The sequence below is a fragment of the Roseateles sp. 22389 genome (assembly GCF_052044995.1).
Taxonomy (GTDB): domain Bacteria; phylum Pseudomonadota; class Gammaproteobacteria; order Burkholderiales; family Burkholderiaceae_C; genus Roseateles.
The window spans coordinates 63,563-87,176 of sequence record NZ_JBQEOF010000001.1; the positions used below are offsets into that span (position 1 = coordinate 63,563).

Genomic DNA, 23,614 nt, shown 5'->3' on the forward strand with positions numbered 1-23,614 from the left:
GACACTTCTTGTCGATTTGGTGATCCGAGACAGCCGCCCGACTGTCATCGACCGGACATCCGGGCGCCCCAGCATCGCCGGCTTTTCATCCGCCAGACGCTCTCCATGCCGCTCGTCCGCCCCGCCCGCCTGTCCGCCCGCCTGTCTGCGCGCCGATTGATCGCCGCTGCCGCGGTGCTGAGTTGCCTGCCGTCCGCCCATGCCGACGACGACAAGCGCGTGCAGACGCTGGACGTCGTCAGCGTCACCGGCAATTCGGTGAACACGCTCGCACCCAGCGCCGCGCCGCTCAATGCCAGCCAGCCGACCTCGGTGATCGATGAGCGCTTCATCCGCGACGCGCTGCGCTTCAACGCCAACTTCGACGACATCGTCAAGTACGCGCCCAGCATGACGGTGAGCTCGCCGGAAGGCCCGGGCCTGGGCAAGAGCGAAGGCATCAGCCTGCGCGGCTTCCAGGACGGCCAGTTCAACATCACCTTCGACGGCATCCCGTTCGGCGACGCGAGCGACCTGCATCACACCACCTCGGCCTACTTCAGCAACCATGTGCTGGGCCAGGCGCAGATCGATCGCGGTCCGGGCGGCGGCGCGTCGATCGGCAACGCCACCTTCGGCGGCACCATCGCGCTGCGCACGCGCGATCCGGCCAGCGTCGACGGCATCACGCCGTACTTCACCCTGGGCAGCGGAACACCCGCGCGGCGGGGCTGTCGGTGGACCACAACTTCGGCGATACCGGCGTCTTCGCGGAGGTCTCCAAGGAGTCCAGCGACACCTTCCTGTCGCACACGCGCGATGACCGCAAGCACCTGTTCCTGAAGACCGTCAGCGCGCTGGGCGACGACACGACCTTGACCTTCGTCACCAGCGTCAACCGCGAACGCCAGAACACGGTGCAAGGCGCGACGCTCGACCAGATCGCGCAGCACGGCTGGCGCTTCGGCCTGGGCGACGACCCGTCGCTGCAGACCTATGCCGGCTACAACGGCGCGAGCTACCGGTCCAGCTTCACCTACCTCGGCGTGACCTCGACGCTGGGCGGCTGGACGGTCGACAACAAGGTCTACTTCAACGACTTCGACCACGCGTCGGACAAGACCAGCGATCCCACCGACACCGATCCGTCCCACAACGGTGTGCAGTTCTACGACGCGGCGGGAAAGAAGACCACCAAGGCCGCGACCGACGTCCCCGGCAAGCGGGCCGACAACGGCTTCCATGCCTATGGCGACGTGCTGCGCCTGGCGCGCGAGGCGGGGCCAGGGCGCTTGCAGGTCGGCGCCTGGGTGGAGCGCAACGACGACGCGCGCTGGCAGACGCCGGTCGACTTCACCACGGGCGCGGCCACCGGCACGAAGTACGGCTATGCCGACAACTACCGGCTGAAGGACACGACCGACACCTTCCAGCCCTACGTGCAGTACGACTGGAAGGCGGCCGAGGGCGTGACCGTGAGCCCGGGCCTGCGCTATTCGAGCGTGCGCCGCGGCATCGACGCCGAGCTCAACAAGTCGACGCCGCCGGCGCCGCTCAAGGCCAGCGCGACCTACGACGCCTGGTTGCCCTCGATCAGCGTGCACGACCAGTTGAGCCACGACTGGTCCGCCTACGCGCAGGTCGCCAAGGGCTTCCTCGCGCCGCCGGTCAACGTGATCCAGCTCAACGGGGCGCGCGGGCTGGATCCGGAGCTGACGACGAACTACCAGCTGGGCACCGCCTATGCGACGCGCGAGTTCAACTTCGGCGCCGACGTCTATCGCGTCGACTTCGGCAACTACATCAGCCAGACGACGATCGACAGCGGCGCGGGCAGCGAGAGCGTGTACGTCAACGCGGGCGGCGCGGTCTACAAGGGCATCGAGGTCGAGGGCACCTATGCCTTCACGCGCCAGCTCAGCCTGTACGCCAACGCCAGCCTCAACCACGCGACCTACAAGGGCGGGTCGGTGCGGGTCGCCGGCACGCCGCGGGCGACCGCGGCCATCGGCCTGATCTATGGCGACAAGCAAGGGCTGTTCGGTTCGCTGATGACCAAGATGGTCGGCGCGCAATACGGCGTCGACAACACGACCGATGCCAAGGGCACCACCGTCTTCGCCAACAGCCAACACCTGGGGGGCTACAGCAGCGTGGACGCCGCGCTCGGCTATCGCGCGGACCAGGGGCCCTGGGGCACGAAGGGCTTCTCCGTCAGCCTCGACGTCAACAACCTGTTCAACGCGAGGAAGCTCACCGCGTTCGCCGGCAACCAGTCGGTGAGCGGCGCGCCGCTGTACTTCGGCCTGCCGGGCCGGGGCGCGTTCGTCGACATGGCGGTGAAGTTCTGATGGGCGCGCGCGTCGCGAGCGCGGTCGCCGCCGCGGTGGCGGCCTTGATGCTGACGATGCCGGCGGCGCGGGCGCAGGCGCAGGACGCCGGAACGCCGGTCTCGCGACCCGCGCAGACGCCGGTGCTGCGCATCGTGCTGATGCGGCACGGCGTGCGCTCGCCGACGAAGTCGCCCGAGGCGCTCGCGCCCTTCGCCACCGAGCCCTGGGCGCGCTGGCCGGTCGCGCCGGGACAGTTGACGCCGCATGGCATCGCGGCGATGAAGGCCTTGGGCGGCTGGTGGCGAACCGAGCTCGGCCTCGATCGGCCCGCGGCGAGATGTCCGGCATCGGCCGGTGCCGGGGCGCCGCTGCTCGTGATCTCGGACAGCACGCCCAGGAACCACGCGAGCGCGAGGGCGCTGATGGAGGGCCTGCTGCCCGGTTGCCCGGAGGTCGGCCACTTCGGTCTGCCGGCGGGGCAGCACGATCCGCTCTTCCAGGGCAGCGTCGGGTCGGACGAGGAGGCCTCCCCCGACGCGGTCAAGCGCCGGGACCGCATTCCCAAGGACGGGTTGGACGAGCTCCAGGCCGTGCTCATCGGCGGTGCTCGCGAAGCGGATCGGCAAGCGGCCCGCGCGTCGGGGCACCAGCTGCTGGTCGACCAGGCGGATCCGCGCAAGCCGATGGGGACGCTGGCGGAGAACCTGATGCTGGAGTACGTCGAGGGCCTGCCGGCGCCAGCCTGGGGACGCCTGGACGAGTCCGGCATCGGTCGGATCGTTGAACTGCACAACGCGGCGTTCGTGCAGCAGTGGAAGGATGATCCGGTCGCGGCGCGGCGGCGCGCCTCCGATCTGCTGGCGCGGATCTCCGCGGCGCTGCGCGCGGGCAACGCGCGGCCGTTCGCGGGCGATGCGCAGGGGGCGGGTGCCGGCACGGTGTTCCTGGTCGGGCACGACACCAACCTGGCGGCGGTGGCCGGACTGCTGGGCCTGGACTGGCATGACCCGGCACGGCCGGATGACTATCCGCCAGGCGGCGCGCTGGTCTTCGATCTCGTCGCCGGGGCGGCCAGTGCCGAGGTGCGGCTGGGCATCGCGATGCCGACCTTGAGCGCGCTGCGCCGCGGTCGCTTCGATGCGCCGGGCGACATGGCCGTGAAGCCTGTGTCGGTACCCGGGTGTGGCGGCGCCTCGGCGTGCCCGCTGGGTCGATTCGCCGATCTCGTCGATCAGGTGATCGACACGGCGGTGGTCCCAGCGGCCGAGCCGGTCCGGCCGTTCGTCCGTTAGCGGGCGGAAGCAGCCGACGCGGCCAACGCAGCAAAGCTGCAAAGCAGCCGAAGCAGCCGAAGCAGCCGAAGCAGCCGAAGCAGCAGAAGCAGCAGAAGCAGAAGCAGAAGCAGCAGAAGCGGCCGAGGCCGCTGCTTGCCGCCGGACGAAGCGCCGCGCCGCGCCCGGCTACTGCGCCGCCAGCTTGTTCATGTCCATGATCGGCAGCAGCACCGACAGCACGATCAGCATGACCACGCCGCCCATGGCCACGATCAGCAGCGGCTCCAGCAGCGTGGCCAGCGTCATCGCGCGGCGCTTGACCTCGTTGCCGAGCTGGCGCGCGGCGCGCTGCAGCATGTCGGGCAGCTGGCCGGTCTGCTCGCCCAGGCGCGCGAACATCGACAGCAGCCCCGGGAAGCGCTTCTTGCCGGCCAGCGCCGCGCCCAGCGGCGCGCCCTCGCGGACCTGCGCCAGCGCGTCCAGCGCGTCGGCGCGCATCGCCTGGTTGGACAGCGTCTCGGCCGCCGCCTGCAGCGCCTTCAGGATGGGCACGCCGGCGCCGGCCAGCATCGCCAGCGTTCCCGAGAACCGCGCCGCGTTGTAGCCGCGCGAGAGCCGGCCCAGCAGCGGCAGGTTCAGCCACGCCGCGTCGAAACGCTGCCGCGGTCCTTCGCGCTTGAGGATCTGGCGCGCGCCGAAGAACACCGCCGCCAGCACCGCCACGATCGCCAGGCCCCAGGTCCGCATCAGGTCGGACAGGCCCATCATGATCCGCGTCAGCAGCGGCAGCGTCTGCTTGGTCTGCGTGAAGACCGCCGCCACCTGCGGCACGACGTAGGTCAGCAGGAAGCTCACCGCCAGCACCGCGATGATGCAGACGATCACCGGATAGGCCAGCGCGCCGAACAGCTCCGAGCGCAGCCGCTGCTGCTCCTCGAGGTCGTCCGCCAGGCTCTCCAGCACCGGGCCTAGCGCGCCGCTCTGCTCGCCGGCGGCGACCACCGCGCGGTAGACGTCGTCGAACTCGCGCGGCGCGATCGCCAGCGCCCGCGCGAAGGACGAGCCCGCGTTGACCTCGGACTTCAGCTGCGACATCAGCTCGCGCTGGCGCGGATCCTCGGCCTCGTCGGCCAGCGCCGACAGCGAGCGCTCCAGCGGCAGGCCCGCCGAGACCAAGCCCGCCAGCTGCCGCGTCCACACCGTCAGCCCCGCCGCCTTGAAGGCGCGCCGCGCGAAGCGCGGCGACTGCTTGCCGGCCGGTGCCGCCACCGGCTTCACGTCCATCGGCACCAGCCCCTGCGCGCGCAGCTGCGTGCGCGCGGCTTTCGCGGTGTCGGCCTCCAGCAGGCCCTGCTGGGACTTGCCGGACGCGTCGAGGGCGTCGTACTTGAAGGCGGGCATCGCTGGGAACCTCGTGATTGACTGCTTCGTGCGGCGTCAGGGTGCGCGGTCTTGACCGGCCGCGCTCACTCGCGCGTGACCCGCAGCACTTCCTCTTCGGACGTGACGCCCGCGGCCACCAGCCGGTCGCCGTCCTCGCGCATCGAGCGCAGGCCGTTGGCGCGCGCCGCGGCCAGCAGCTCGGACTCCGCCGCCTGGTTGTGGATCAGGCCGCGGATGGTGTCGTCGCAGACCATCAGCTCGTACACGCCGGTGCGGCCCTTGTAGCCGCTGCTGGCGCAGGCCGGGCAGCCGACCGGGTGGTAGCGCGCGCCGCCCTCGGGCAGCGGCTCCGGCGACTTGCACACCGGGCAGAGCTTGCGCACCAGCCGCTGCGCCAGCACGCCCAGCAGCGACGAGCTCAGCAGGAAGGGCTCCACGCCCATGTCCGTCAACCGCGTCACCGCGCTGACCGCGTCGTTGGTGTGCAGCGTCGCCAGCACCAGGTGACCGGTCAGCGAGGCCTGGATCGCGATCTGCGCCGTCTCGTAATCGCGGATCTCGCCGATCATGATCACGTCCGGGTCCTGGCGCAGGATCGCCCGCAGCGCCTTGGCGAAGCTCAGGTCGATGCGCGCGTTGACCTGCGTCTGGCCGATGCCGGGCAGCTCGTACTCGATCGGGTCCTCGACGGTCAGCACGTTGGTCGTCGAGGTGTCCACCGTCTGCAGCGCCGCGTACAGCGTCGTCGTCTTGCCCGAGCCCGTCGGGCCGGTGACGAGCACGATGCCGTGCGGCTGCTGCGCGAGGCGCTGGAAGCGCTCCAGCCGCTCGCCGTCCATGCCCAGCGCCGCCAGCGTGAAGCGCGACTCCGACTTGTCCAGCAGGCGCAGCACCGCGCGCTCGCCGTGCGCCGACGGCAGCGTGCTCACGCGCACGTCGATCGCGCGGCCGCCGATGCGCAGCGAGATGCGGCCGTCCTGCGGCAGGCGCTTCTCGGCGATGTCGAGCTCCGCCATGATCTTCAGCCGCGAGATCAGCGCCGCATGCAGCGCGCGGTTCGGGCGCACCACCTCCCGCAGCGTGCCGTCGACGCGGAAGCGCACCGAGCTCTCGCGCTCGTAGGGCTCGATGTGGATGTCGCTGGCGCCGTTGTTGGCGGCCTGCGTCAGCAGCGCATTGAGCATGCGGATGATGGGCGCGTCATCGGCGGTCTCGAGCAGGTCCTCGACCGCCGGCAAGTCCTGCATCAGGCGCGACAGGTCGACGGCGCTCTCGACCTCGCCCACCACCAGCGCGGCGCTGTCCTCGCCGCCCGCGTAGGCCGCCTGGACGCGCTGCGACAGCTCGGCCACGCTCAGGCATTCGATGCGCGAGGGCGCGTACACGCGCTGCAGTTCCGACAGCACCGGCAGCGACAGCGCCGGCGTGGCCCACAGGGTGCGCTGCTGGCCGTCGTCCTCGAGCAGCACCTGCTGCGACTTCGCGACGGCGTAGGGAAGGGGATGGCGGCTGGCCATGGCGGCTCCCGGCTCAGCGGCCCTGCGGCGCGCTGGCCGGCGCGGCCGGGCCCGGCACCGGCGCCGAGGCCGGCTTCTCCGGCAGGATCGGCGCGCCGGTGTCGGGCAGCACCATGGACGCCTTGGGCTGCGATTCCTGCTGGTAGGCGCGGATCGCGTCGTAGCGGTCCATCGTCAGCGCCAGCGCGCTCTCCGGCGTGCGCAGCAGCACCGGCCGCAGGAAGATCATCTGGTTGGACTTGGTCCGCTTGCGGGTCTGGTTCTTGAACAGGTTGCCCAGCAGCGGGATGTCGCCCAGGCCCGGCACCTTGTCCTCGCCGTCGACGTACTCGTCCTTGAGCAGGCCGCCCAGCACCAGCACCTGGCCGTCCTCCAGCGTCACCGAGGTCTCCACCGCGCTCTTGTCGAAGGTCGGGCCCTGGGTGGCCGAGTTGGCCGAGGCGACGACGCTGGAATTCTCCTGGTAAACCTTCATGCGCACCGTGCCGTTCTCGCCGACGGTCGCGCGCACCTTCAGCCGCAGGCCGACGTCCCGGCGCTCGAAGGTCTGGAAGGGACTGGTGGTGGTGCCCGAGGTGGTCGTCGAGTTGCCGGTCAGCACCGGCACGTTGCTGCCGATCAGCAGGTCGGCTTCCTCGTTGTCCTGGACGATCATCGACGGCGTCGACAGCACGTTGGTGCCGCTGACCGACCCCAGCACGTTGGCGATGGCGCCCAGCGTGTAGAGGCTGCCGACCTTCTTGATGATGCCCACGTTCAGGCCGGTCGGAATCTGGCCACTCTGGATCGCGGTGCTGACGCCCGAGGTGCCGCCGGCCGTGGCCGCGGTCAGGTTGAGGATGTTGGCGTAGCCGGCGCCGAAGTTGGTGCCGATCGCGCCTTCGCCGAAGAGCTGCTGGAACTGCACGCCGAACTGGCCGGCCTTGGAGGCGTCGACCTTGACGATCAGCGCCTCGACGTAGATCTGCGCGCGGCGCGTGTCGAGCTGCTCGACGACGGCGCGGATCTGGCGGTACATCGGCTCGGGCGCCGTGATGATCAGCGAGTTGGTCGCCGGGTCCGCCTGCACGAAGCCGCCGGTGTTGACCTGCGCCGTCTGGCTGACCTGCGTCGACGCGCTGCCGCTGCCCGAGGAGCCGCTGCTGCCGGAGCTCGTCGAGCTGCCGCCGAAGGACGAGCTGTTGCCCGCGAAGCCGCCGCTGGTGCCGGCGCTGCCGGTCTGCGCGCCGGCGAAGCTGCCGGTGCCGCTGCCCGAGTTGCTGTTCGATCCGCCGCCCGCGCCCGGGCCGGCGTTGTTCGTGTAGGCCGCGCGCAGCACCGTGGCCAGGCGCACCGCGTCCGCGTTCTTCAGGTAGATCACGCGGATGCTGCCGCCGGTGTCGGTGCTGGGCTGGTCGAGCTTGGCGATCATCGCGCGCAGCTGCATCAGCTTGGCCGGGTTGGACGCGCGCACGATCAGCGCGTTGCTGCGCGGATCGGCCATGACGCTGCTGCTGCCGCCGCCGGCCGCGCCCTGCGGCGTCACCACGCCCTGCGCGCCGCCGACGCCGTCGGAGAGCCGCTGCACCAGCTGCACGATGTCCGAGGCCACCGCGTTGCGCAGCGGGATCACCTCGATGTCGGTGTTGGAGGGCTGGTCCAGCGCCGCGACGATGCGGCTGATGCGCTGCAGGTTCTCGGCGTAATCGGTGATCACCAGGCTGTTGTTGCCCGGGTTGGCGTTGATCGTGTTGTTGGGCGTGATCAGCGGACGCAGCACCGCCACGAGGTTGTTGGCGTTCTCGTGGTTGAGCTTGAAGATCTGCGTCATGACCTGGTCGCCGCGGGCGCGCGACTCGCCGGCGATGGTCACCGCGCCGGTCTGCAGCTTGGCCTCGGCCTCGGGCACGAGCTTGAGCAGCCCGCCGGACTCCACCATCGAGAAGCCCATGCCGCGCAGCGCCGCCAGGTAGCTCAGGTAGGCCTCCTGCACCGGCACCGGCTGCTCGGCGGTCAGCGTCATCGTGCCCTTGACCCGGGGATCGACCAGGATGGGCTTGCCCAGCGCGGCGGACATCGCGCGCGAGACCGCCTCGATGTCGGTGTTGACGAAGTTCAGCGTGACCGGCGTGCTCGCGCGCACGGCCGGCTGTCGGCGGTTCTGCTGCTGATTCGACTGTGCGCCGGCCTGCAGGGGCAGGCTGCCCGCGATCAGGCTGATCGCCATGCCCAGCGCCGTCGGTCGCATCATGTGCTTGTTCATGCTCATCCCACCGAGATGATCGAGCGCGCGCCCTCGCGGCGCCCGATGATGTTCAACAAATTGGCCAAGGCGGCCTCGCTGCCCGGGGCGGCCGTCGCCTCGCCCCGGAACTGCGCCCGCTTCGCGCCCAGGCTGCCCTGGCCGCTCAGTTGCAGCGGGCCCTGGATCGTCGTGAGGATCAGCTGCGGCGTCTGCCCGCCGCCCACCAGCCCCATCCGGTAGCTGCCCAGCGGCGCCACCTGCGCCAGACGCGAGGAGAAGTCGCGCAGCTCGACCTGGGCCACGCCGCTCACGTTGACCGCGGCCCCGCGCCCCTCGAAGACGAAGCCCTGCGCGCTGATGGCGATGAGGCCGTCCGGCGCCAGCGTGTTCCAGGGCGTGCCCAGGCCCGACAGCCAGCCGGCCGGCCAGCGGATCCACGGCTGCTCCGGCGTCGCGTCGGGCAGCCGCACGGTGAGGCGGTCCAGGCCGAAGCTCGCCGTCAGCGGCGCGGCCGGCTTGATGCAGCAGGACTGGTCCAGCGTCAGGCGCAGGCCCGGTCCGCCGTCGATCCAGCCGGGCCGCATCGTCCAACCCAGGCGCTGCGGCAGCTCGCTGGCGTCGCGGCTGCCGGGACCGGGGCTCAGGATCAGCCGGGCGCTGCCGTTCCACAGCGTGCCGCGGGCGTCGGCCAGCACCAGGCGCTGGTGCGTCGCCGAGGACACGGCCGAGGCCAGCCAGGCCGCCGGCGCCCAGGCGACGACCGCCGTCACCAGGCCTAGCACCGCGCCGAATTCGGCCCAGCGGAAGGCGCGGACGAAACCGGTGGTCGAGGCGGCGTTGGCCGTCGAGGTCGTGAGCCGGGCGCTCGATCGTCGGGCCATCGCTCAGTTCCCCGCCGCGGCGGGCAGCAGCAGCGTCAGGCGGCCGCTGTAGCCCTGCGGTCCGGATTGCAGCTCGGCCTCCTGCGGTCTGGCGCGCGCGCCCTGGCGCGCCTCGCCAATCCACATCGCCAGCGCGCCGCCGGGCACGCCGCGCAGGCGCAGCTGCGCCTGGGTGCCGGTGATCGTCAATTCGGCGGCCGGGCCCAGCCGCGCGGTCGCGGCGCGCAGGGCCGCCACCGACTGCTCGGCCGAGACCGGCACCGCCTGCTTCAGCGCCTGCGTCTGCATCGCCATCGCGCGCATCTGCTGCAGCTCGCGGTCGAGCCGGTCCAGCTCGCCGGGCGCCTTGCGCAGCGTGCCCCAGGCCGGCGCGAGCGCGACCAGCCACAGCAGCAGCAGGCCGATGAAGGCCGCGGCCAGGCGCGCGATCAGGCGCTCGCGCGGCGCGGCCGCCTGCCAGCGGGCCTCGAGGTCGCGGCGCATCGTCGTGAAGCTGTTCATCGGTTTTCGGGTCGCAGGCTGAGTTGGAGCGCGTCGCCGTCCTCGGCGACCCGCAGAGCGGGATCGCGGCCGAGCCGCTCGCGCAGCTGCGCGCGCTGCGGCGCGCCCAGGCCGGTCAACTGCAGCCGGCCGGGTTCGAAGCGCAGGCCCGGCAGCGGCGGCTCGCCTGGCGGCGTGGCGCGAGCCACGGCGGCGAGGAGGTCTTCCAGGTCGCCCGGGCCGACCTGCCCGGCGCCGCCGCGCAGCGCCTCGGTCTCGCGCACCATCTGCGCGCGGGCGTCGCGGACCACGCGCACCTGCGGGAAGCTCTGCCGCAGCAGCGCCTCCTGCTCGGCCTTGCGCGCGTCGATGGCGCGGCCCTGTTGCCAGGCCATCGCGTTCAGGCCGATCACCTGCACCGCGACCAGGCCGACGACGCCCCAGCGGAAGGGCCGCCAGGCCGGCGTCTGCAGCGTCTGCCAGGCCTGGTACAGGCGCTGCCAGCCGCGCTGGCGCGGCGTGAGGTCGAACTGCAGCAGGTTGACCGGCGCCTGGCGCGCGGCCCAGGCGCGGTCGGTGTCGCTCAGCACCCGCACCGGACGGCCCAGCCACTGTTCGGCCTCGGCCGCGGCGGCGGGGCTGGCGCTGACCGGGGCCTGCTGCCACCAGTCCTCGCCCAGCCAGTTGCGCAGGCCGCCGCTGTCCAGCGGGAAGGTCGCCACGCCGTCGGCGCGCGAGACCCGCAGCCGCGCGCGCCCGTCGGCACCGGCGTGGACGTAGCCGCCATCGGCGCTGCCCGAGGCCGGCTGCGGCCAGGACAGCGGCAGCAGCGACTCGACCAGCAGCCCGGCCGCCTCGATCGCCTGCAGGTGCGCGCGCAGCGGCTCGCGGGCGGTCACGGCGACCCAGTGGGTGCGGCCGTCGGCGTCGGGACTGTCCAGCAGCGCGAAGTGCAGCCGCTCGGGATCCTCGAGCAGCTGGTCCTCCATCACGCCGACGACGGCGCCGCGCAGCTTCGCGCCCTTGACCTTGGGCAGCTGCGCCGGCAGCCAGCTGAGCTGGTCGTCGCCGATCAGCGCCATCACGCGGTCGGCGCGCGGCAAGGCGGACAGCGGCGCGCGCTCGCCGTGCCCCCGGGCGTGGGCGGGCGCTTGCGCGTCGTGGCTGAACCAGTATTCGTAGTCTTGCGCGGGGCCGCCCTGGGGCGGGTGGGCCGGCAGCAGGATGAGCAGGGTACTCATGAGATCGCGGATTCTAGGAGGGCTTGCATGACGCTTCGGCGCCGCCGGCCCCCGAAGAAGCCCGTAGTTGAGCCTTTACATGTCCGTGCATCCCGTCCCTCGTGTGTCCAGTCGTGTCGGCGTCGACGCCGGAGGCCCTGCGGCCGCGCCGCGTGTCGACGGGTTCAAGGCGTGGCCCCGTAGCCGGCGGCGGTGCCGGGCAGCGTGGACAGCCGTTGCAGGCGTTCGCGGTCGAGCACGACCATCTCGAGGTTGCGGCGCTCGACCAGCGAGCGCTGCGCCAGCACGCGGTCGTCCATGCGCAGTTGGCCCTCGACGAAGAAGAAGTCGCTGGTGAAGGCGGTGCGCTCGGCGCTGAGCGCCGGCTCCTGCGGCACGAAGGGCTTGAGGTCCTCGAAGCTCCGGAAGGGCTTGACCTGGCGCTGGCGCACGATGCGGTCCGCCGAGCCGGTGTCGGTGAACAGCACCGCGGCGAGCACCTCGCGCGGCGCGGTGTTCACATTGACCGGGGTGCGCTTGGGCAGGATCACCACCAGCGTGCTCAGGCGCCGGATCTGCTCCTCGTTCAGGCCGAGCCAGCGCAGCTGCGCCAGCCGCGTGGGCAGCAGCGGCACCTCGCCGGACGGCGCGCTGGCGGGCACGGCCGCGTAGTTCATGCTGAGCCGCAACTGCTCGACCAGGTTGGTGCTCAGCCCGGCGGCCTGGAAGAGCTGGGCCGCGGCGCGCACTTCCTCGGGCTTGTTGTCGACCAGGTTGCGCAGGTTGAAGCGCGATTGCGCGTCCTCGATGTGGCCCGACAGGAAGGCGTCCGGCCCGGCGTCGGCGGAGTTGTTCTCGTCCTGCGAAAGGAAGCTGGACAGGCGCGCCTCGGCCAGCGGCACCGACCAGACCTCGGTGAGGTCGTCCGAGGCCGGCTTGCCGTCGCGCGCGTTCATGTTGTTGCGCTTGTCCTCGCGCAGGATCAGCCGCGCCCAGTCCAGCGCGCCCTGCAGCACCCAGTCGGCCTGGGCGCGGCCGCGGTCGGCGGCCTCGATCTGGATGCTGCGCGCCTGCCGCCACAGCATCGCGGCCGACAGCGTGGTCACCAGCACCACGATCAGCAGCGCGGTCAGCAGCGCGGCGCCGCGAGGGGCGCGGGGCGGGATCGCGCGCCGCGTGGGGCGCAGCGTCGGACGCGATGGCGAACGGGGCCTGCTCATGAGCCGTTGCTTTCCACCGCGACCTCGCGGACCAGTTCGCCGCGATAGCCGCTGCCCTCGCCGAACTGCAGCCGCATGCGCACGCCCTGCGGCACGGCCACGCGCTGCTTTGGCGCATTGGGCCCGGTCGGCGACGAGGCGGCCGGGTCCTGCGGCACCAGCTCGCCGCTGGACTGCGCGTTGGACCAGGCGTTGCCGCGGAAGAAGAACATCTGCCAGCCGAGCACGCCGTCCAGGCCCGGCATCGCGCGCAGTTCCTCGGCGCTGAGCTGCTGGCTGCGGAACCAGGCGTCCTGCAGGTCGTCCCGGTTCACCACCGGCGCCGATTCCCAGCGCGACAGCCGGCCGTCCCGCAACTGCCACGCCACCAGCTGCAGGCCGGTCTCGCGGCGGCGCGTCATGCGCAGCGTCGCGCCGTCGAAGGCCAGCGCCGAGGGCACCACGCCGCTGTCCTGCACCTCGCGCAGGTCCAGTTCCCACTGCCGCATCAGCGTCTGCAGCGTCTCGGCGCGCTCCATCGCGGCTTCGTTGTGCTCGCGGCTGGTGGTCAGCGCGCTCACCGCGCGCCAGGCCATCACCGACATCACCGCCATCACGACCAGCGCGACCACGACCTCGATCAGCGTGAACCCGCGCGCCGCGCGCCGGAGGGAGGAACCGCCCGGGCGTCGCATCAGTTGCGCCCCACGATGGTGGTCAGGGTCAGCAGCGGGCGGTCGCGGTCGTCGAAGACCTGCGCCTCGACGCGCCGGAAATTGGGATTGGGCGTCGAGCGGACCGCCAGCCTGACGTTGAAGTCCCGACCCATCTGCGTGCAGCTGGCGCTGTTGTCGCCGACGCCGGGGAAGGTCTTGGTCAAGCGCATCTCGGTCAGCTCGTTCTCGGCGCACCACTGCGCCAGCGAGTTGATGGCGAGCCGGTCCGAATTCGAGGTCATCGCGCCCGCGGCCCGCAGGCCGGCCGCCAGGCACAACGCGACGATGGTCAGCGCCACCAGGACCTCGATGAGGGTGAAGCCGGCGGCACGCGACGCGCGCCCGAGGGGCGGCGGGGGCAGGCCGGGGCGGAGGGCGCCGCTCATGCGCCTCCCTTGGTGATCGCGAAGGGACGCAGGCCGTCGGTGGCGAGCGTGATCCGGTGATCGCCGCGGATCAGCGTGACGCGCTGCGCGCCGATGAGCGGCTCCGGTCCCAGGCGCAGCGTGCGGCCGTTGGCGGCGGCGCCCTGGATCTCGACGATGGGCGTGTCGCCCAGCCAGGGGCGCTCCAGGCCCAGTCGCCTGACCAGCGGGGCGGGCAGGCCGGTGAGGTGGTAGCGGCCGCCATCGTTGCCCGCGTCCGGCACCCAGCGCACGTCCAGCGACGCGGCGCGGGCCTCGGCCCGGGCGGTCTCGAGCACCGAGGCCAGCTGCAGCGCCTCGCGCTCGAGCTGCACGTCGGCGCGGTCCCGCACGGCGACCGCGACGGTCGCGCTGGCGATCGCCACGATGGTGATCGCCACGATCAGCTCGATCAGCGTGAAGCCGCGCTGGGACGGACGGCCGGACGGACGCGCGCGCACGGCTCGGAGCGGTCGATGAAGGAGCGGGACGGTGGGGAGGTGGAACGCGCGGCGGGCCGTGCGCTCACTCCCAGGAGCCGACGTCGGCGTCGTTGCCTTCGCCGCCGGGCTTGCCGTCCGCGCCCAGGCTGTAGACGTCGACCTCGCCCTTCAGACCAGGGTTGTCGTACTGGTACGGATTGCCCCAGGGGTCCTTGGGCAGCTTCTCGATGTAGACCTTCCAGTTGGGCGCGGCCGGGCCGTTGGTCGGCTTGGCCACCAGGGCGCCCAGGCCCTGCTCGCCGCTCGGGTAGCGGCCGTTGTCCATCTTGTAGAGCTTGAGCGCCTGCATCAGCGTGTTCACGTCGGACCGGGCCGCGGTGCGGCGGGCTTCGGAGACGTGGTTCATCACCGCGGGAACGACCACCGCGCCCATGACGGCGACGATGGTGATGGCGACGATCAGTTCGATCAGCGTGAAGCCGCGCGCGCGGCGCGGAGACAGGGGTCGGCGCATGGTGTGGCAATCCTCGCGGAGCCGCCCTCGGCGGCTCATCGCGCTGCATCATAATCGTCGGATGCATGCACGATGGTTAAGCTTCGTCGTCTGGGCGCTGCTGGCGGCCAGCCTCGCGTATTGGGCGTTGATGCTCATGGCCAAGGGCCCCCAGGCGCCGGCGATGACGCGCCCCGCGATCGCCGACGGCGCGCCGGCCGACTGGACCCGCCTGTTCGCCGCCGCCAAGGCCGCGGAAGCGCCGGTCGAAGCCGCTTCCTCGCGCTACCAGCTGCTGGGCGTCGTGGCGCCCTCGATGAATGCCCGCCATCCGGGCGAGGGCGTCGCGCTGATTGCCGTCGCCGGCGGCCTGCCCAAGCCGGTGCGCGTGGGGCAGGTCGTTGACGGCGACCTCAAGCTGATCGAGATCAACCGGCGGGATGTCGGGCTCGGCGCGGGGGACGCGGTCACGGTGAGATTGAGCCTGGCGCCTGGCGCCGGCGGCGCCGAAGCCGTGCCCGGCCAGATGCTGCCGGGGCAGCTGCCGCCGGGCGCGATGCCGCCGCCGCAGTTCGGCGCCCACCCGGGGCAGCCGCAGGCCGGCGGACCGGGGCCCGAAGGCATCGTGCCGCCGACGGCCATCGGCGGGGCCTTGCCTCAGCCGGTACCGGGCGACGGAAGCGCCAACCCGACCAAGTAGGACGGGACACCGGCGGCTGCCGGGGTCAGTACTTGCTGCCCAGGGTCGATCGACCGGCGCCCGAGGGCAGGGCGCCCGGCGCGCTCGAACCGGTCTCGCGCAGATCAGACGGCCGGCTGTGGATCGAGCCTTCGGGCAGGTCCTGCACTTCCGTCAGCAGCGCCGCCGCGCAGCGCACCAGCGGCCAGGCCAGCGTCGCACCGGTGCCATCGCCGCATTCCATGCCCAGTTCGAGCAGCGCCGCGGCGTGGAAGAGCTGCAACGCCTCGTCCAGGCCGCGATGGGTGGTGCTGCGGCAGAAGACGGCGTAGTCGGTCACCGGCGGGGCGATCATCGAGGCCACCTTCAGCGCCGCGCAAGCCGGAATGCCGTCGACCAGGATCAGTTGGCGCTTGGAGGCCGCGACCAGCATCGCGCCGACCATGACCGCCAGTTCGAAACCGCCGAACGCCGCCAGCACCGCCATCGGCTCCTGCACGTCGCGGTGACGCGTCTGCGCGCCCTGCAGCACCAGCATCAGGTGGGACAGCTCCTCGTGCGGCATGTCCGGGCCGGTGATGACGAAGTCCTGCACCGGCATGTCCATCAGGCGGGACAGCACCAGCGCCGAGGCTTCCAGCGATCCCTGCCCCAGGCCCGCGCACGCGATCACGTTGCCGGCCAGGTTGTCGGAGATCTCCATGCCGACGCGCACGCCCGCATGGGCCTGGTCCAGCGTCATCGCCGGGCCGGCGCGCGAGTTGCGCGTGCCGTGCGCGATCTTGCGCGCGAGCAGCCGCTGCTGCGGGCTCAGCGGTTCGGCGATGCCGCAGTCGACGACCGTGACATGCATCCCCTGGTTGCGCGCGAAGACGGTGGCGGGCAACCGGTGCTGCAGCGCCAGCAGCGCCTGCTCGCGCGTGCTGCGGCCGTTGGGCAGTGCGATGCCGTCGACGGCCAGGCCGTGGTCGGCGGCGAAGAGCACCAGCGTCGGATCACGGAACTTGGGCGTCTGCGTGGCCTGGATCAGGCCCAGCCGCACCGCGAGCGGCTCGAGTTCGCCCAGGCGGCCGGCCAGCGCGCAGCGGCGTTCGAGGCGCTGGCGCAGGGCGCGCTCCAGTTCCGGGTTGGCCGTCGGCGAGATGAGGGACTGATGAATCGACATGGGGACCGCCATTCTCGTGCCGCGTCGCGGGGCGGCCATCGGCAATTGCCCAGCCGCGCCGCGCCTGCCCCCTGTCCGTGGGGCAGCGGGTGGTATCGAGCCATCACCGCCGCGAGCCGAGCGCCCGGTCGATCACGGCCGCTTCACGCGTGAGCCGATCAGCGCAGGAACAGGCGATAGACCGGGTTGTCGGTTTCCTCGGTGTACGGATAGTTCAGCTGGTCGAGGAAGGTCTTGAACGCCTTGCCGTCGCCCTTGGGCACCTGCAGGCCGACGAGGATGCGGCCGTAATCGGCGCCCTGGTTGCGGTAATGGAAGAGGCTGATGTTCCAGTCCGGGCTCATGCTGGACAGGAAACGCATCAGCGCGCCGGGCCGCTCGGGGAAGATGAAGCGGAACAGGCGCTCGTTCTCGGCCAGTTCGGTCCGGCCGCCGACCATGTGGCGCACATGTTGTTTCGCCAGTTCGTCGTCGGTGAGGTCGACCGTCGGGAAGCGGTGCTTCTCGAAGCTGCGGGCCAGCTTGTCGGCTTCCTCGCGCTTGGCGATGGAGACGCCGACGAACACGTGGGCCTCGTTCCGGTCCGAGATGCGGTAGTTGAACTCGGTGACGCTGCGGCCACCGACCAGCTCGCAGAACCGGCGGAAGCTGCCGCGCTCCTCGGGGATGGTGACGGCGAACAGCGCCTCGCGCTCCTCGCCGACCTCGGCGCGCTCGGCCACGAAGCGCAGCCGGTCGAAGTTCATGTTCGCGCCGCAGGTGATGGCGATGTAGGTCTCGCCCTTGGTCCCGTGCTGCGCCGCGTACTGCTTGATCGCGGCGACGCCCAGCCCGCCGGCCGGCTCCAGGATGCTGCGCGTGTCGACAAAGACGTCCTTGATCGCGGCGCAGACGGCGTCGGTGTCGACCAGGATGTAGTCGTCGACCAGCTCGCGGCAGATGCGGAAAGTTTCCTCGCCCACCAGCTTCACCGCGGTGCCGTCGGAAAACAGCCCGACGTCGCTGAGCGCGACGCGCTTGCCGGCGCGCACCGAACGCACCATCGCGTCGGAATCCTTGGTCTGGACGCCGATGATCTTGATCTCCGGCCGCACTGCCTTGATGTAGGCCGACACGCCGGCGATCAGGCCGCCACCGCCGATGGCCACGAAGATGGCGTCGATGGGCCCCGGGTGCTGGCGCAGCAGCTCCATCGCGATGGTGCCCTGGCCGGCGATGACGTCGGGGTCGTCGAAGGGATGGACGAAGCTCAGGCCCTGCTCGCGCTCCAGTTCGAGCGCGTGGCCGTAGGCGTCGGTGAAGGATTCGCCGGCCAGCACTACCTCGCCGCCCAGGGCCTGGACGGCGTCGATCTTGACCTTGGGCGTGGTCACCGGCATCACGATCACGGCCCGGCAGCCGAGTTTCTTCGCGGACAGGGCCACGCCCTGCGCGTGATTCCCGGCGGACGCGCAAATCACCCCCCGGGCCAATTGCCCGGGCGCGAGATTTGCCATCTTGTTATAGGCGCCCCGCAGTTTGAAGCTGAATACCGGCTGCTGATCCTCACGTTTCAGCCAGACCTTGTTGCCGATGCGCTTGGAGAGATTGCGGGCGGCGTCGAGGGAGGTTTCCTGCGCGACCTCATACACCTTCGCGTTAAGAATCCGTTGCAGATAACTCTGATCCGCGGGGAGTAACGCCGGGTGCTGCGCCGGTGGGCGCTTCGAGACGGTCTTGCGCGATGCGCGGCGGGTGCCGGCCATGGAATTCCCTCCAGTTCCCCTTGACCGCGCGGGACGCGCCGACCATCGGGCGGACGATGATAGCGAGGGTTTGTCCGGGGCGCGGTGGCTCGCCAGCGGCGCGGCGCGGGCGCGCTTTCGCGATTGGAGGAGCAAGCCTTGCGGCTGGGCGGAGCGCCCAAGGGACGAAAAAAAGCCCGAGGCTTGTGGCCTCGGGCTGAATCCACCATGGAGGCGGTGGAGGAGACAATCGGTGCGGGGCTGACCCCACGAGTGGGGTAGCGCTGTCGCATGCCTAGAATTCTAGGGCGATGCATGTTGCGCTGCAATATTTTTCGAGGGCTTCGACCATGGAGTCGGGCCTCTAAATGCGCAAAATCACCGCCAGAGTCGATCGCTGCAACACGGCGGGGATCGAAAAAACGGGTCAGGGTGCCGAAGGCGCCCGACCTGGCCCATCGAACCAAGGAACGACGAATGGAATGCACGATCAACTGGATGGGCGCCGATGGCATGAGCTTCATCGCGGAAACCGGCAGCGGCCACATGATCAACATGGACGGCTCTCCGGACGGCGGTGGCCGCAATCTGGCGCCGAGGCCGATGGAAACGGTGCTGGCGGGGACGGGAGGCTGCACGGCCTATGACGTCGTGCTGATCCTGAAGCGCGGCCGCCACGACGTGCGCGGATGCCAGGTCAAGCTGAGCGCCGATCGCGCCGAGTCGGATCCCAAGGTGTTCACCAAGATCCACATGCACTTCGTGGTCACCGGCAAGGGGCTGCCCGAAGGGGCGGTCGAACGCGCCGTCCAGCTGTCCCACGAGAAATACTGCTCCGCCAGCATCATGCTGGCGAAGACGGCGGAAATCACGACATCGGTGGAGATCGTCGAGGCGTAAGCCGCTGGAGGGGGCCTTGAGCGCCCTTCCTCCCGCCCTCTCTACTATCTAGAGAGGCGCGTCAAAGGTGGTGGGCGGTCCGCGTCATCACCTTGGCGGCCATGCGCATCAGGCCCCGCACCGGGCGCGGCAGGTCGATGCCGCCGCGGTCGCGCGCCTCTTCGGCGTGGCGCGCCTCCTCTTCCTTCATCCGCGCAACGATCGCCCGGGAACTGCGGTCGCCGTCGGGCAGGCGTTCCAGGTGGCTGGCGAGGTGGGCTTCCACCTGCCGTTCGGTCTCGATGACGAAGCCCAGGCTGACCTTGTCTCCGACCAGCCCCGCGACCGTCCCGATCGCGAAAGCGCCGCCGTACCAGAGCGGATTCAGCAGGCTGGGTCGATCATTGAGCGCGCGCAGTCGGTCCGCGCACCAGGCGAGATGGTCGATCTCCTCCTGGGCGGCGTGCTGGAGATGCTCGCGAAGTTGCTCGTCGCGGGTGCTCAGCGCCTGGGCGCGATAGAGCGCCTGGGCGCAGACCTCGCCGACATGGTTGACCCGCATCAGCGAAGCCGACAACCGGCGCTGACCTTCGTCGAGCGCCTCGTCCGGGGCGGTCGCCTGCGGCGCCGGGCGCGACATCGGCGCGACGCCCGCCAGCGTCTTCAGGCTTTGGTCCAGCGTGGATATCCACGCGTCCATGCGGGTGAAACTGCGCGCCGGGTGTCGGGTCTGAAATTGCATCGTGAGCGCATACCGTGGCAAATGAGCCTTCAGTTTAGAAGGGCAGCGTCAAGCGATTCCCCGGCGCTGTCTGATCCTTTGTGCGAATGCGTGATGACACATTTTTTTAACCTCATACGCGTTGCTTCGGACCAACGAAATCAGGACTTTTACGGGGTGGCTGCTGGTCAGGCGGGATCGGACCTGTTGCAATACACCACAGCTTCATTGCAGGAGCTTGGTTTGCGGACGATCTACCGACCGCGACCTCATTGAAGATCTAGGAGTCTCTAATGAAGAAATCTCTCGTCGCGCTGGCTGTGCTGGCTGGTTTCGCCGGTGCCGCTGCCGCTCAATCGTCCGTCACCCTGTTCGGCGTGATCGACGTCGCAGCCCGTTACACGAAGGCCAACGGCCAGGATACGAAGCAGCTGTCGAACGACGGCAGCAGCTCCAGCCGTATCGGCGTCCGTGGCGTCGAGGACCTGGGTGGCGGCCTGAAGGCCGGCTTCTGGCTGGAAGGCGCCCTGGCTGCCGACACCGGCACCGCCGACAGCTCGCGCTTCTGGGGCCGTCGCGCCTCGGTGAGCCTGATGGGCGACTTCGGTGAAGTCCGTCTGGGCCGCGGCAAGACCTCGACCCGCCTGGTCGTCGACGACTTCGACGTCTACACCACGACCGGTCTGGGCGACGTGACCCGCACGTACAGCCTGCTGGGCTCGGGCATCGACACGTTCAACCGTGCCGACAACCTGGTGCAGTACTTCCTGCCGGCCGACCTGGGCGGCGTGTACGGCTCGTTCGACGTGGCCGCTGGTGAAGGCACCGACGGCAAGAAGTCGTACGGCGGCCGTCTGGGCTACAAGGCTGGTGACCTGAACGTCGCCGGCGGCTATCAGACCACCGACGTGGCGAACTCGAAGTTCAAGCAGCTGTCGCTGGGCGCCAGCTACGACTTCAAGGTCGTCAAGGTGAGCGGCCTGTACAGCCAACTGAAGTTCGGTTCGCGCAAGCAGAACGTGTACACGATCGGCGCCGTGGTGCCGGTGACGGCCGCCGGCTCGGTGACCGCCCAGTACACCAAGGCTGAAACCAATGGCACGGCTGACGCCGCCGCCATCGGCGTGCGTGGTGATGCTCAAGCCTTCTCGATCGGCTACCAGCACAACCTGTCCAAGCGCACCGCGCTGTACACGACCGCTTCGATCATCGACAACGACAACTCGAACTTCCGCGTTGCCAACAACGCCGTCGCGGCAGCTGCTGGCGGCAAGTCGGGTGGTATCGACGTCGGTATCAAGCACAGCTTCTGATCCCCGGATCAGCGCGCTGCGCAACGAAAGCCGCCCCTCGGGGCGGCTTTTTTTCGTCTGTGCCGTCCGTGCGGTACGCGGGTGCGGGGCCAGGCCTTGCGTCCGGCGATCAAGCTCTGTCGCCGCAACGCACCGTTGTTGATTTTGTGAATAGTGATCGCGGGTTTTCCCTCTGTCTGGTCGTCACAAACTTGACAGGGTTTGCTCGCGTGGGCGATGTGCAACACAGCGCGTCTCCGTTTGAAGGCTTCGCTGAGAATCGATCACGGCGACCAAACCAAATCAAAGGAGACATCACATGAAGAAAGCCGCCTTGGCGCTGAGCATCCTGGCAGCCAGCACCAGCGCCGCCTGGGCCCAGTCGAGCGTCACGCTCTACGGCATCGTGGACGTCGGTCTGCGCTGGACCAGCAATGCGAACGTGGGATCTTCCGAGAAGCAGGTGATCCCCGGCGGCATGTCGCAGAGCCGGCTTGGGGTGAACGTCACCGAGGACATGGGTGGCGGCCTGAAGGCGATCGCCAACCTGGAACATCGGTTGAATTCCGACACGGGCGCCCAGTCGTCTCCCACCGACTTCTGGCGCCAGTCGTGGGTGGGCATCCAGTCGAGCGATTTCGGCCGCCTCACCCTGGGTCGCCAATACAACATCCTGTTCGACATCTACACGTCGACCTACGCCTCGTTCAAGTACTCGCCCTACATCGAGGCCTACAAGCCCGAGATCGGCCTGTCCATGGGCGCCCGTCAGGACAACATGGTGAAGTACCTGTTCGAGACCGGCCCGGTGCGCGGCGAAATCCAGGTCTCGGCCGGTGAAGGCAACTCCCAGAACAAGTCCTACGGTGGCATGCTGCGCTACTCGCAGGGCCCGATCGCCTTTGGCGGCGCGTACCTGCAGGTCGAAGACACCCTCGGCAAGAAGGTCAAGGGCTACACCGCGGGCGGCGGCTACACGGCCGGTCCCTGGTACGTCAACCTGTCCTGGGCGACCAACAAGTTCGATCGGGGTGGCCTGCTCGGCGCGGCCTATACCTCGGGCCTGCTGGGCAACGTGCTGAATGCGGCGGCGAACGATGTGCGCAAGCGCGACATGATCTCCGTCGGCGCGACCTATCAGCTGACTCCGCAGCTGAACCTGGGCGGCCACTATTGGTACGCGACGCAAACGCACTACAGCGCGGCGCTCGCCAACACGAAGAGCAAGGGCCACTACCTAGCCTTCGTGGCGGACTACGCCTTCTCCAAGCGCACCGACGCCTATGTCGAGCTGGACTACACCAAGCATGACGGTGCGGTCCGCTTCGCCAACGGCGCTGAAAAGCGCGGCGGCGCCATCGTCGGCATGCGCCATCGCTTCTGATCCCGGCATGCGGGCGCAACCCGCGCTCGCTGGCCACTTGGAAAACCGCCTTCGGGCGGTTTTTTCGTTGGCGCGCGACGGTGAGACGACGTCGCGTTCATGCTGCGTTAAGGAGTAACCCACTTGCCGGGCGCTGGACGCTCCTCGATGATCGTTGACTTCTGAAGCGTCTTGCCTCCGGGGTCAGGTCGTGCCAGGGCAGGCCACGAGCCGACTCGCCCAAGCCGTCGCCGGAGGCCATCGTCCATGCTGGTTTTCATTCTTCGCCGCCTGGCGCAGGCCGTCGTCGTCATGCTGACGGTGGCCTTCATCGCCTTCATGCTGTTCCAGTACGTCGGCGATCCGGTCAACAACCTGCTCGGACAGGACGCCACGCCGGAGCAGCGCGAGCAACTGCGCAAGGACCTGGGCCTCGATCAATCCTTCGCCGTGCAGTTCGCGCATTTCGCCGGCAATGCGGTGCAGGGCGAGTTCGGCGTGAGCCTGAAGCAAGGCCGCAAGGTCTCGGCGCTGATTGCCGAGCGGTTCCCCGCGACGCTCGAGCTGTCCGCCACGGCCGCGGTGATCGCACTGGTGTTCGGCATCCCGCTGGGCGTCTACGCCGCGCTGCGGCGCGGCAGCTTCGGCTCGCAGGTGCTGATGACGCTGTCGCTGCTGGGCGTGGCCCTGCCGACCTTCCTCATCGGCATCCTGCTGATCCTGATCTTCGCGGTGCAACTGGCCTGGTTGCCAAGCTACGGCCGAGGCGAGGTCGTCATGTTCGGCGCCTGGAGCACCGGCCTGCTGACGACCGATGGCCTGCGCCACCTGTTGCTGCCGGGCATCACGCTGGCGGTGTTCCAGCTGACGCTCATCATGCGCATCGTGCGCGCCGAGATGCTGGAAGTGCTGCGCGCCGACTACATCAAGTTCGCGCGGGCCCGCGGCCTGAGCGACCGCACCATCTACTTCGGTCATGCGCTGAAGAACACGCTGGTGCCGGTGATCACGATCACCGGGCTGCAGCTGGGATCGCTGATTGCCTTTGCGATCATTACCGAGACCGTGTTTCAATGGCCCGGCATGGGCCTGCTGTTCATCCAGGCGGTGCAGTTTGCCGACATCCCGGTGATGGCGGCCTATCTGTGCCTGATCTCGCTGATCTTCGTCGTGATCAACCTTGTCGTCGATCTGCTGTACTTCGCCGTCGATCCGCGCTTGCGCGTGAGCGGCGGCGCGCATTGA

Annotated in this window: 22 protein-coding genes; 8 read left to right on the forward strand and 14 right to left on the reverse strand. The window is 70.0% G+C overall.

Annotated elements, in window-relative coordinates; translation table 11 throughout:
• Positions 1-105: 105 nt before the first annotated feature.
• From ACTJKJ_RS00275 to ACTJKJ_RS00285, 3 genes are read left to right on the forward strand one after another with little or no spacing between them, the layout of a single operon-like run.
• Positions 106-822, forward strand: coding sequence for a TonB-dependent receptor plug domain-containing protein (locus ACTJKJ_RS00275; protein WP_440819269.1), 717 nt, complete (start codon positions 106-108; stop codon positions 820-822).
• On the forward strand, positions 717-2,330 hold the full coding sequence (locus ACTJKJ_RS00280; RefSeq protein WP_440819270.1) for a TonB-dependent receptor domain-containing protein: 1,614 nt from the start codon (positions 717-719) through the stop codon (positions 2,328-2,330). Before ACTJKJ_RS00275 ends, ACTJKJ_RS00280 begins: the two co-directional genes overlap by 106 nt.
• On the forward strand, positions 2,330-3,604 hold the full coding sequence (locus ACTJKJ_RS00285) for a hypothetical protein (RefSeq protein ID WP_440819271.1): 1,275 nt from the start codon (positions 2,330-2,332) through the stop codon (positions 3,602-3,604). Before ACTJKJ_RS00280 ends, ACTJKJ_RS00285 begins: the two co-directional genes overlap by 1 nt.
• A gap of 168 nt (positions 3,605-3,772) precedes the next feature.
• Here ACTJKJ_RS00285 and gspF read toward each other — a convergent pair whose 3' ends face one another.
• The 11 genes from gspF to gspG all read right to left on the reverse strand — a co-directional run bounded on the left by gspF (position 3,773) and on the right by gspG (position 14,567).
• Positions 3,773-4,987 carry a type II secretion system inner membrane protein GspF gene (gene gspF / locus ACTJKJ_RS00290; RefSeq protein ID WP_440819272.1) on the reverse strand — a complete coding sequence of 405 codons (1,215 nt, stop codon included), beginning with the start codon at positions 4,985-4,987 and terminating at the stop codon, positions 3,773-3,775.
• A 65-nt stretch (positions 4,988-5,052) separates the two neighbouring features.
• Complete coding sequence (gspE, locus tag ACTJKJ_RS00295; protein WP_440819273.1) at positions 5,053-6,486, reverse strand: type II secretion system ATPase GspE; 1,434 nt, start codon at positions 6,484-6,486, stop codon at positions 5,053-5,055.
• A gap of 13 nt (positions 6,487-6,499) precedes the next feature.
• Positions 6,500-8,728, reverse strand: coding sequence for a type II secretion system secretin GspD (gene gspD / locus ACTJKJ_RS00300; RefSeq protein ID WP_440819274.1), 2,229 nt, complete (start codon positions 8,726-8,728; stop codon positions 6,500-6,502).
• Positions 8,729-8,730: 2 nt separating this feature from the next.
• Positions 8,731-9,591 (reverse strand): type II secretion system protein N, encoded by an 861-nt coding sequence (gene gspN, locus ACTJKJ_RS00305; RefSeq protein WP_440819275.1) that lies wholly within the window; start codon positions 9,589-9,591, stop codon positions 8,731-8,733.
• 3 nt (positions 9,592-9,594) lie between these two features.
• A complete protein-coding gene (gene gspM / locus ACTJKJ_RS00310) occupies positions 9,595-10,092 on the reverse strand; it encodes a type II secretion system protein GspM (protein ID WP_091727306.1) in 498 nt (165 codons plus the stop codon).
• Entirely contained in the window at positions 10,089-11,312 is a 1,224-nt protein-coding gene (gene gspL, locus ACTJKJ_RS00315; protein ID WP_297384257.1) for a type II secretion system protein GspL, read from the reverse strand. Before gspL ends, gspM begins: the two co-directional genes overlap by 4 nt.
• Positions 11,313-11,476: 164 nt before the next feature.
• Entirely contained in the window at positions 11,477-12,511 is a 1,035-nt protein-coding gene (gene gspK, locus ACTJKJ_RS00320) for a type II secretion system minor pseudopilin GspK (RefSeq protein ID WP_343605573.1), read from the reverse strand.
• Complete coding sequence (locus tag ACTJKJ_RS00325; protein ID WP_091727295.1) at positions 12,508-13,185, reverse strand: prepilin-type N-terminal cleavage/methylation domain-containing protein; 678 nt, start codon at positions 13,183-13,185, stop codon at positions 12,508-12,510. The genes gspK and ACTJKJ_RS00325 overlap by 4 nt, the downstream gene beginning before the upstream one ends.
• Positions 13,185-13,592 (reverse strand): type II secretion system minor pseudopilin GspI, encoded by a 408-nt coding sequence (gene gspI / locus ACTJKJ_RS00330; RefSeq protein ID WP_091727292.1) that lies wholly within the window; start codon positions 13,590-13,592, stop codon positions 13,185-13,187. Before gspI ends, ACTJKJ_RS00325 begins: the two co-directional genes overlap by 1 nt.
• Entirely contained in the window at positions 13,589-14,071 is a 483-nt protein-coding gene (locus ACTJKJ_RS00335) for a type II secretion system protein (protein WP_091727289.1), read from the reverse strand. Before ACTJKJ_RS00335 ends, gspI begins: the two co-directional genes overlap by 4 nt.
• A 64-nt stretch (positions 14,072-14,135) precedes the next feature.
• A complete protein-coding gene (gene gspG / locus ACTJKJ_RS00340) occupies positions 14,136-14,567 on the reverse strand; it encodes a type II secretion system major pseudopilin GspG (RefSeq protein WP_440819276.1) in 432 nt (143 codons plus the stop codon).
• Between the two features lie 61 nt (positions 14,568-14,628).
• Here gspG and ACTJKJ_RS00345 point away from each other — a divergent pair, with 61 nt between their 5' ends.
• Positions 14,629-15,246: a hypothetical protein gene (locus ACTJKJ_RS00345; RefSeq protein ID WP_343605567.1), complete on the forward strand. Its 618-nt coding sequence runs from the start codon at positions 14,629-14,631 to the stop codon at positions 15,244-15,246.
• A gap of 25 nt (positions 15,247-15,271) precedes the next feature.
• Here ACTJKJ_RS00345 and ACTJKJ_RS00350 read toward each other — a convergent pair whose 3' ends face one another.
• Positions 15,272-16,390: a nicotinate-nucleotide--dimethylbenzimidazole phosphoribosyltransferase gene (locus ACTJKJ_RS00350; RefSeq protein ID WP_091727278.1), complete on the reverse strand. Its 1,119-nt coding sequence runs from the start codon at positions 16,388-16,390 to the stop codon at positions 15,272-15,274.
• A 158-nt stretch (positions 16,391-16,548) separates the two neighbouring features.
• A complete protein-coding gene (gene ilvA / locus ACTJKJ_RS00355) occupies positions 16,549-18,135 on the reverse strand; it encodes a threonine ammonia-lyase, biosynthetic (RefSeq protein ID WP_440819277.1) in 1,587 nt (528 codons plus the stop codon).
• Between the two features lie 456 nt (positions 18,136-18,591).
• Between ilvA and ACTJKJ_RS00360 the strand changes: the two genes are divergently transcribed.
• Positions 18,592-19,014, forward strand: a complete 423-nt coding sequence (locus tag ACTJKJ_RS00360) for an OsmC family protein (protein ID WP_091727272.1) — start codon at positions 18,592-18,594, stop codon at positions 19,012-19,014.
• 61 nt (positions 19,015-19,075) lie between these two features.
• Here the strand turns inward: ACTJKJ_RS00360 and coq7 are convergent, their stop codons facing one another.
• Positions 19,076-19,735 carry a 2-polyprenyl-3-methyl-6-methoxy-1,4-benzoquinone monooxygenase gene (coq7, locus tag ACTJKJ_RS00365; RefSeq protein WP_440819278.1) on the reverse strand — a complete coding sequence of 220 codons (660 nt, stop codon included), beginning with the start codon at positions 19,733-19,735 and terminating at the stop codon, positions 19,076-19,078.
• A 272-nt stretch (positions 19,736-20,007) separates the two neighbouring features.
• Here coq7 and ACTJKJ_RS00370 point away from each other — a divergent pair, with 272 nt between their 5' ends.
• The 3 genes from ACTJKJ_RS00370 to ACTJKJ_RS00380 all read left to right on the forward strand — a co-directional run bounded on the left by ACTJKJ_RS00370 (position 20,008) and on the right by ACTJKJ_RS00380 (position 23,614).
• Positions 20,008-21,027 (forward strand): porin, encoded by a 1,020-nt coding sequence (locus tag ACTJKJ_RS00370; RefSeq protein ID WP_440819279.1) that lies wholly within the window; start codon positions 20,008-20,010, stop codon positions 21,025-21,027.
• A 298-nt stretch (positions 21,028-21,325) separates the two neighbouring features.
• Entirely contained in the window at positions 21,326-22,390 is a 1,065-nt protein-coding gene (locus ACTJKJ_RS00375; protein ID WP_297384236.1) for a porin, read from the forward strand.
• A 246-nt stretch (positions 22,391-22,636) separates the two neighbouring features.
• A complete protein-coding gene (locus ACTJKJ_RS00380) occupies positions 22,637-23,614 on the forward strand; it encodes an ABC transporter permease (protein WP_091727255.1) in 978 nt (325 codons plus the stop codon).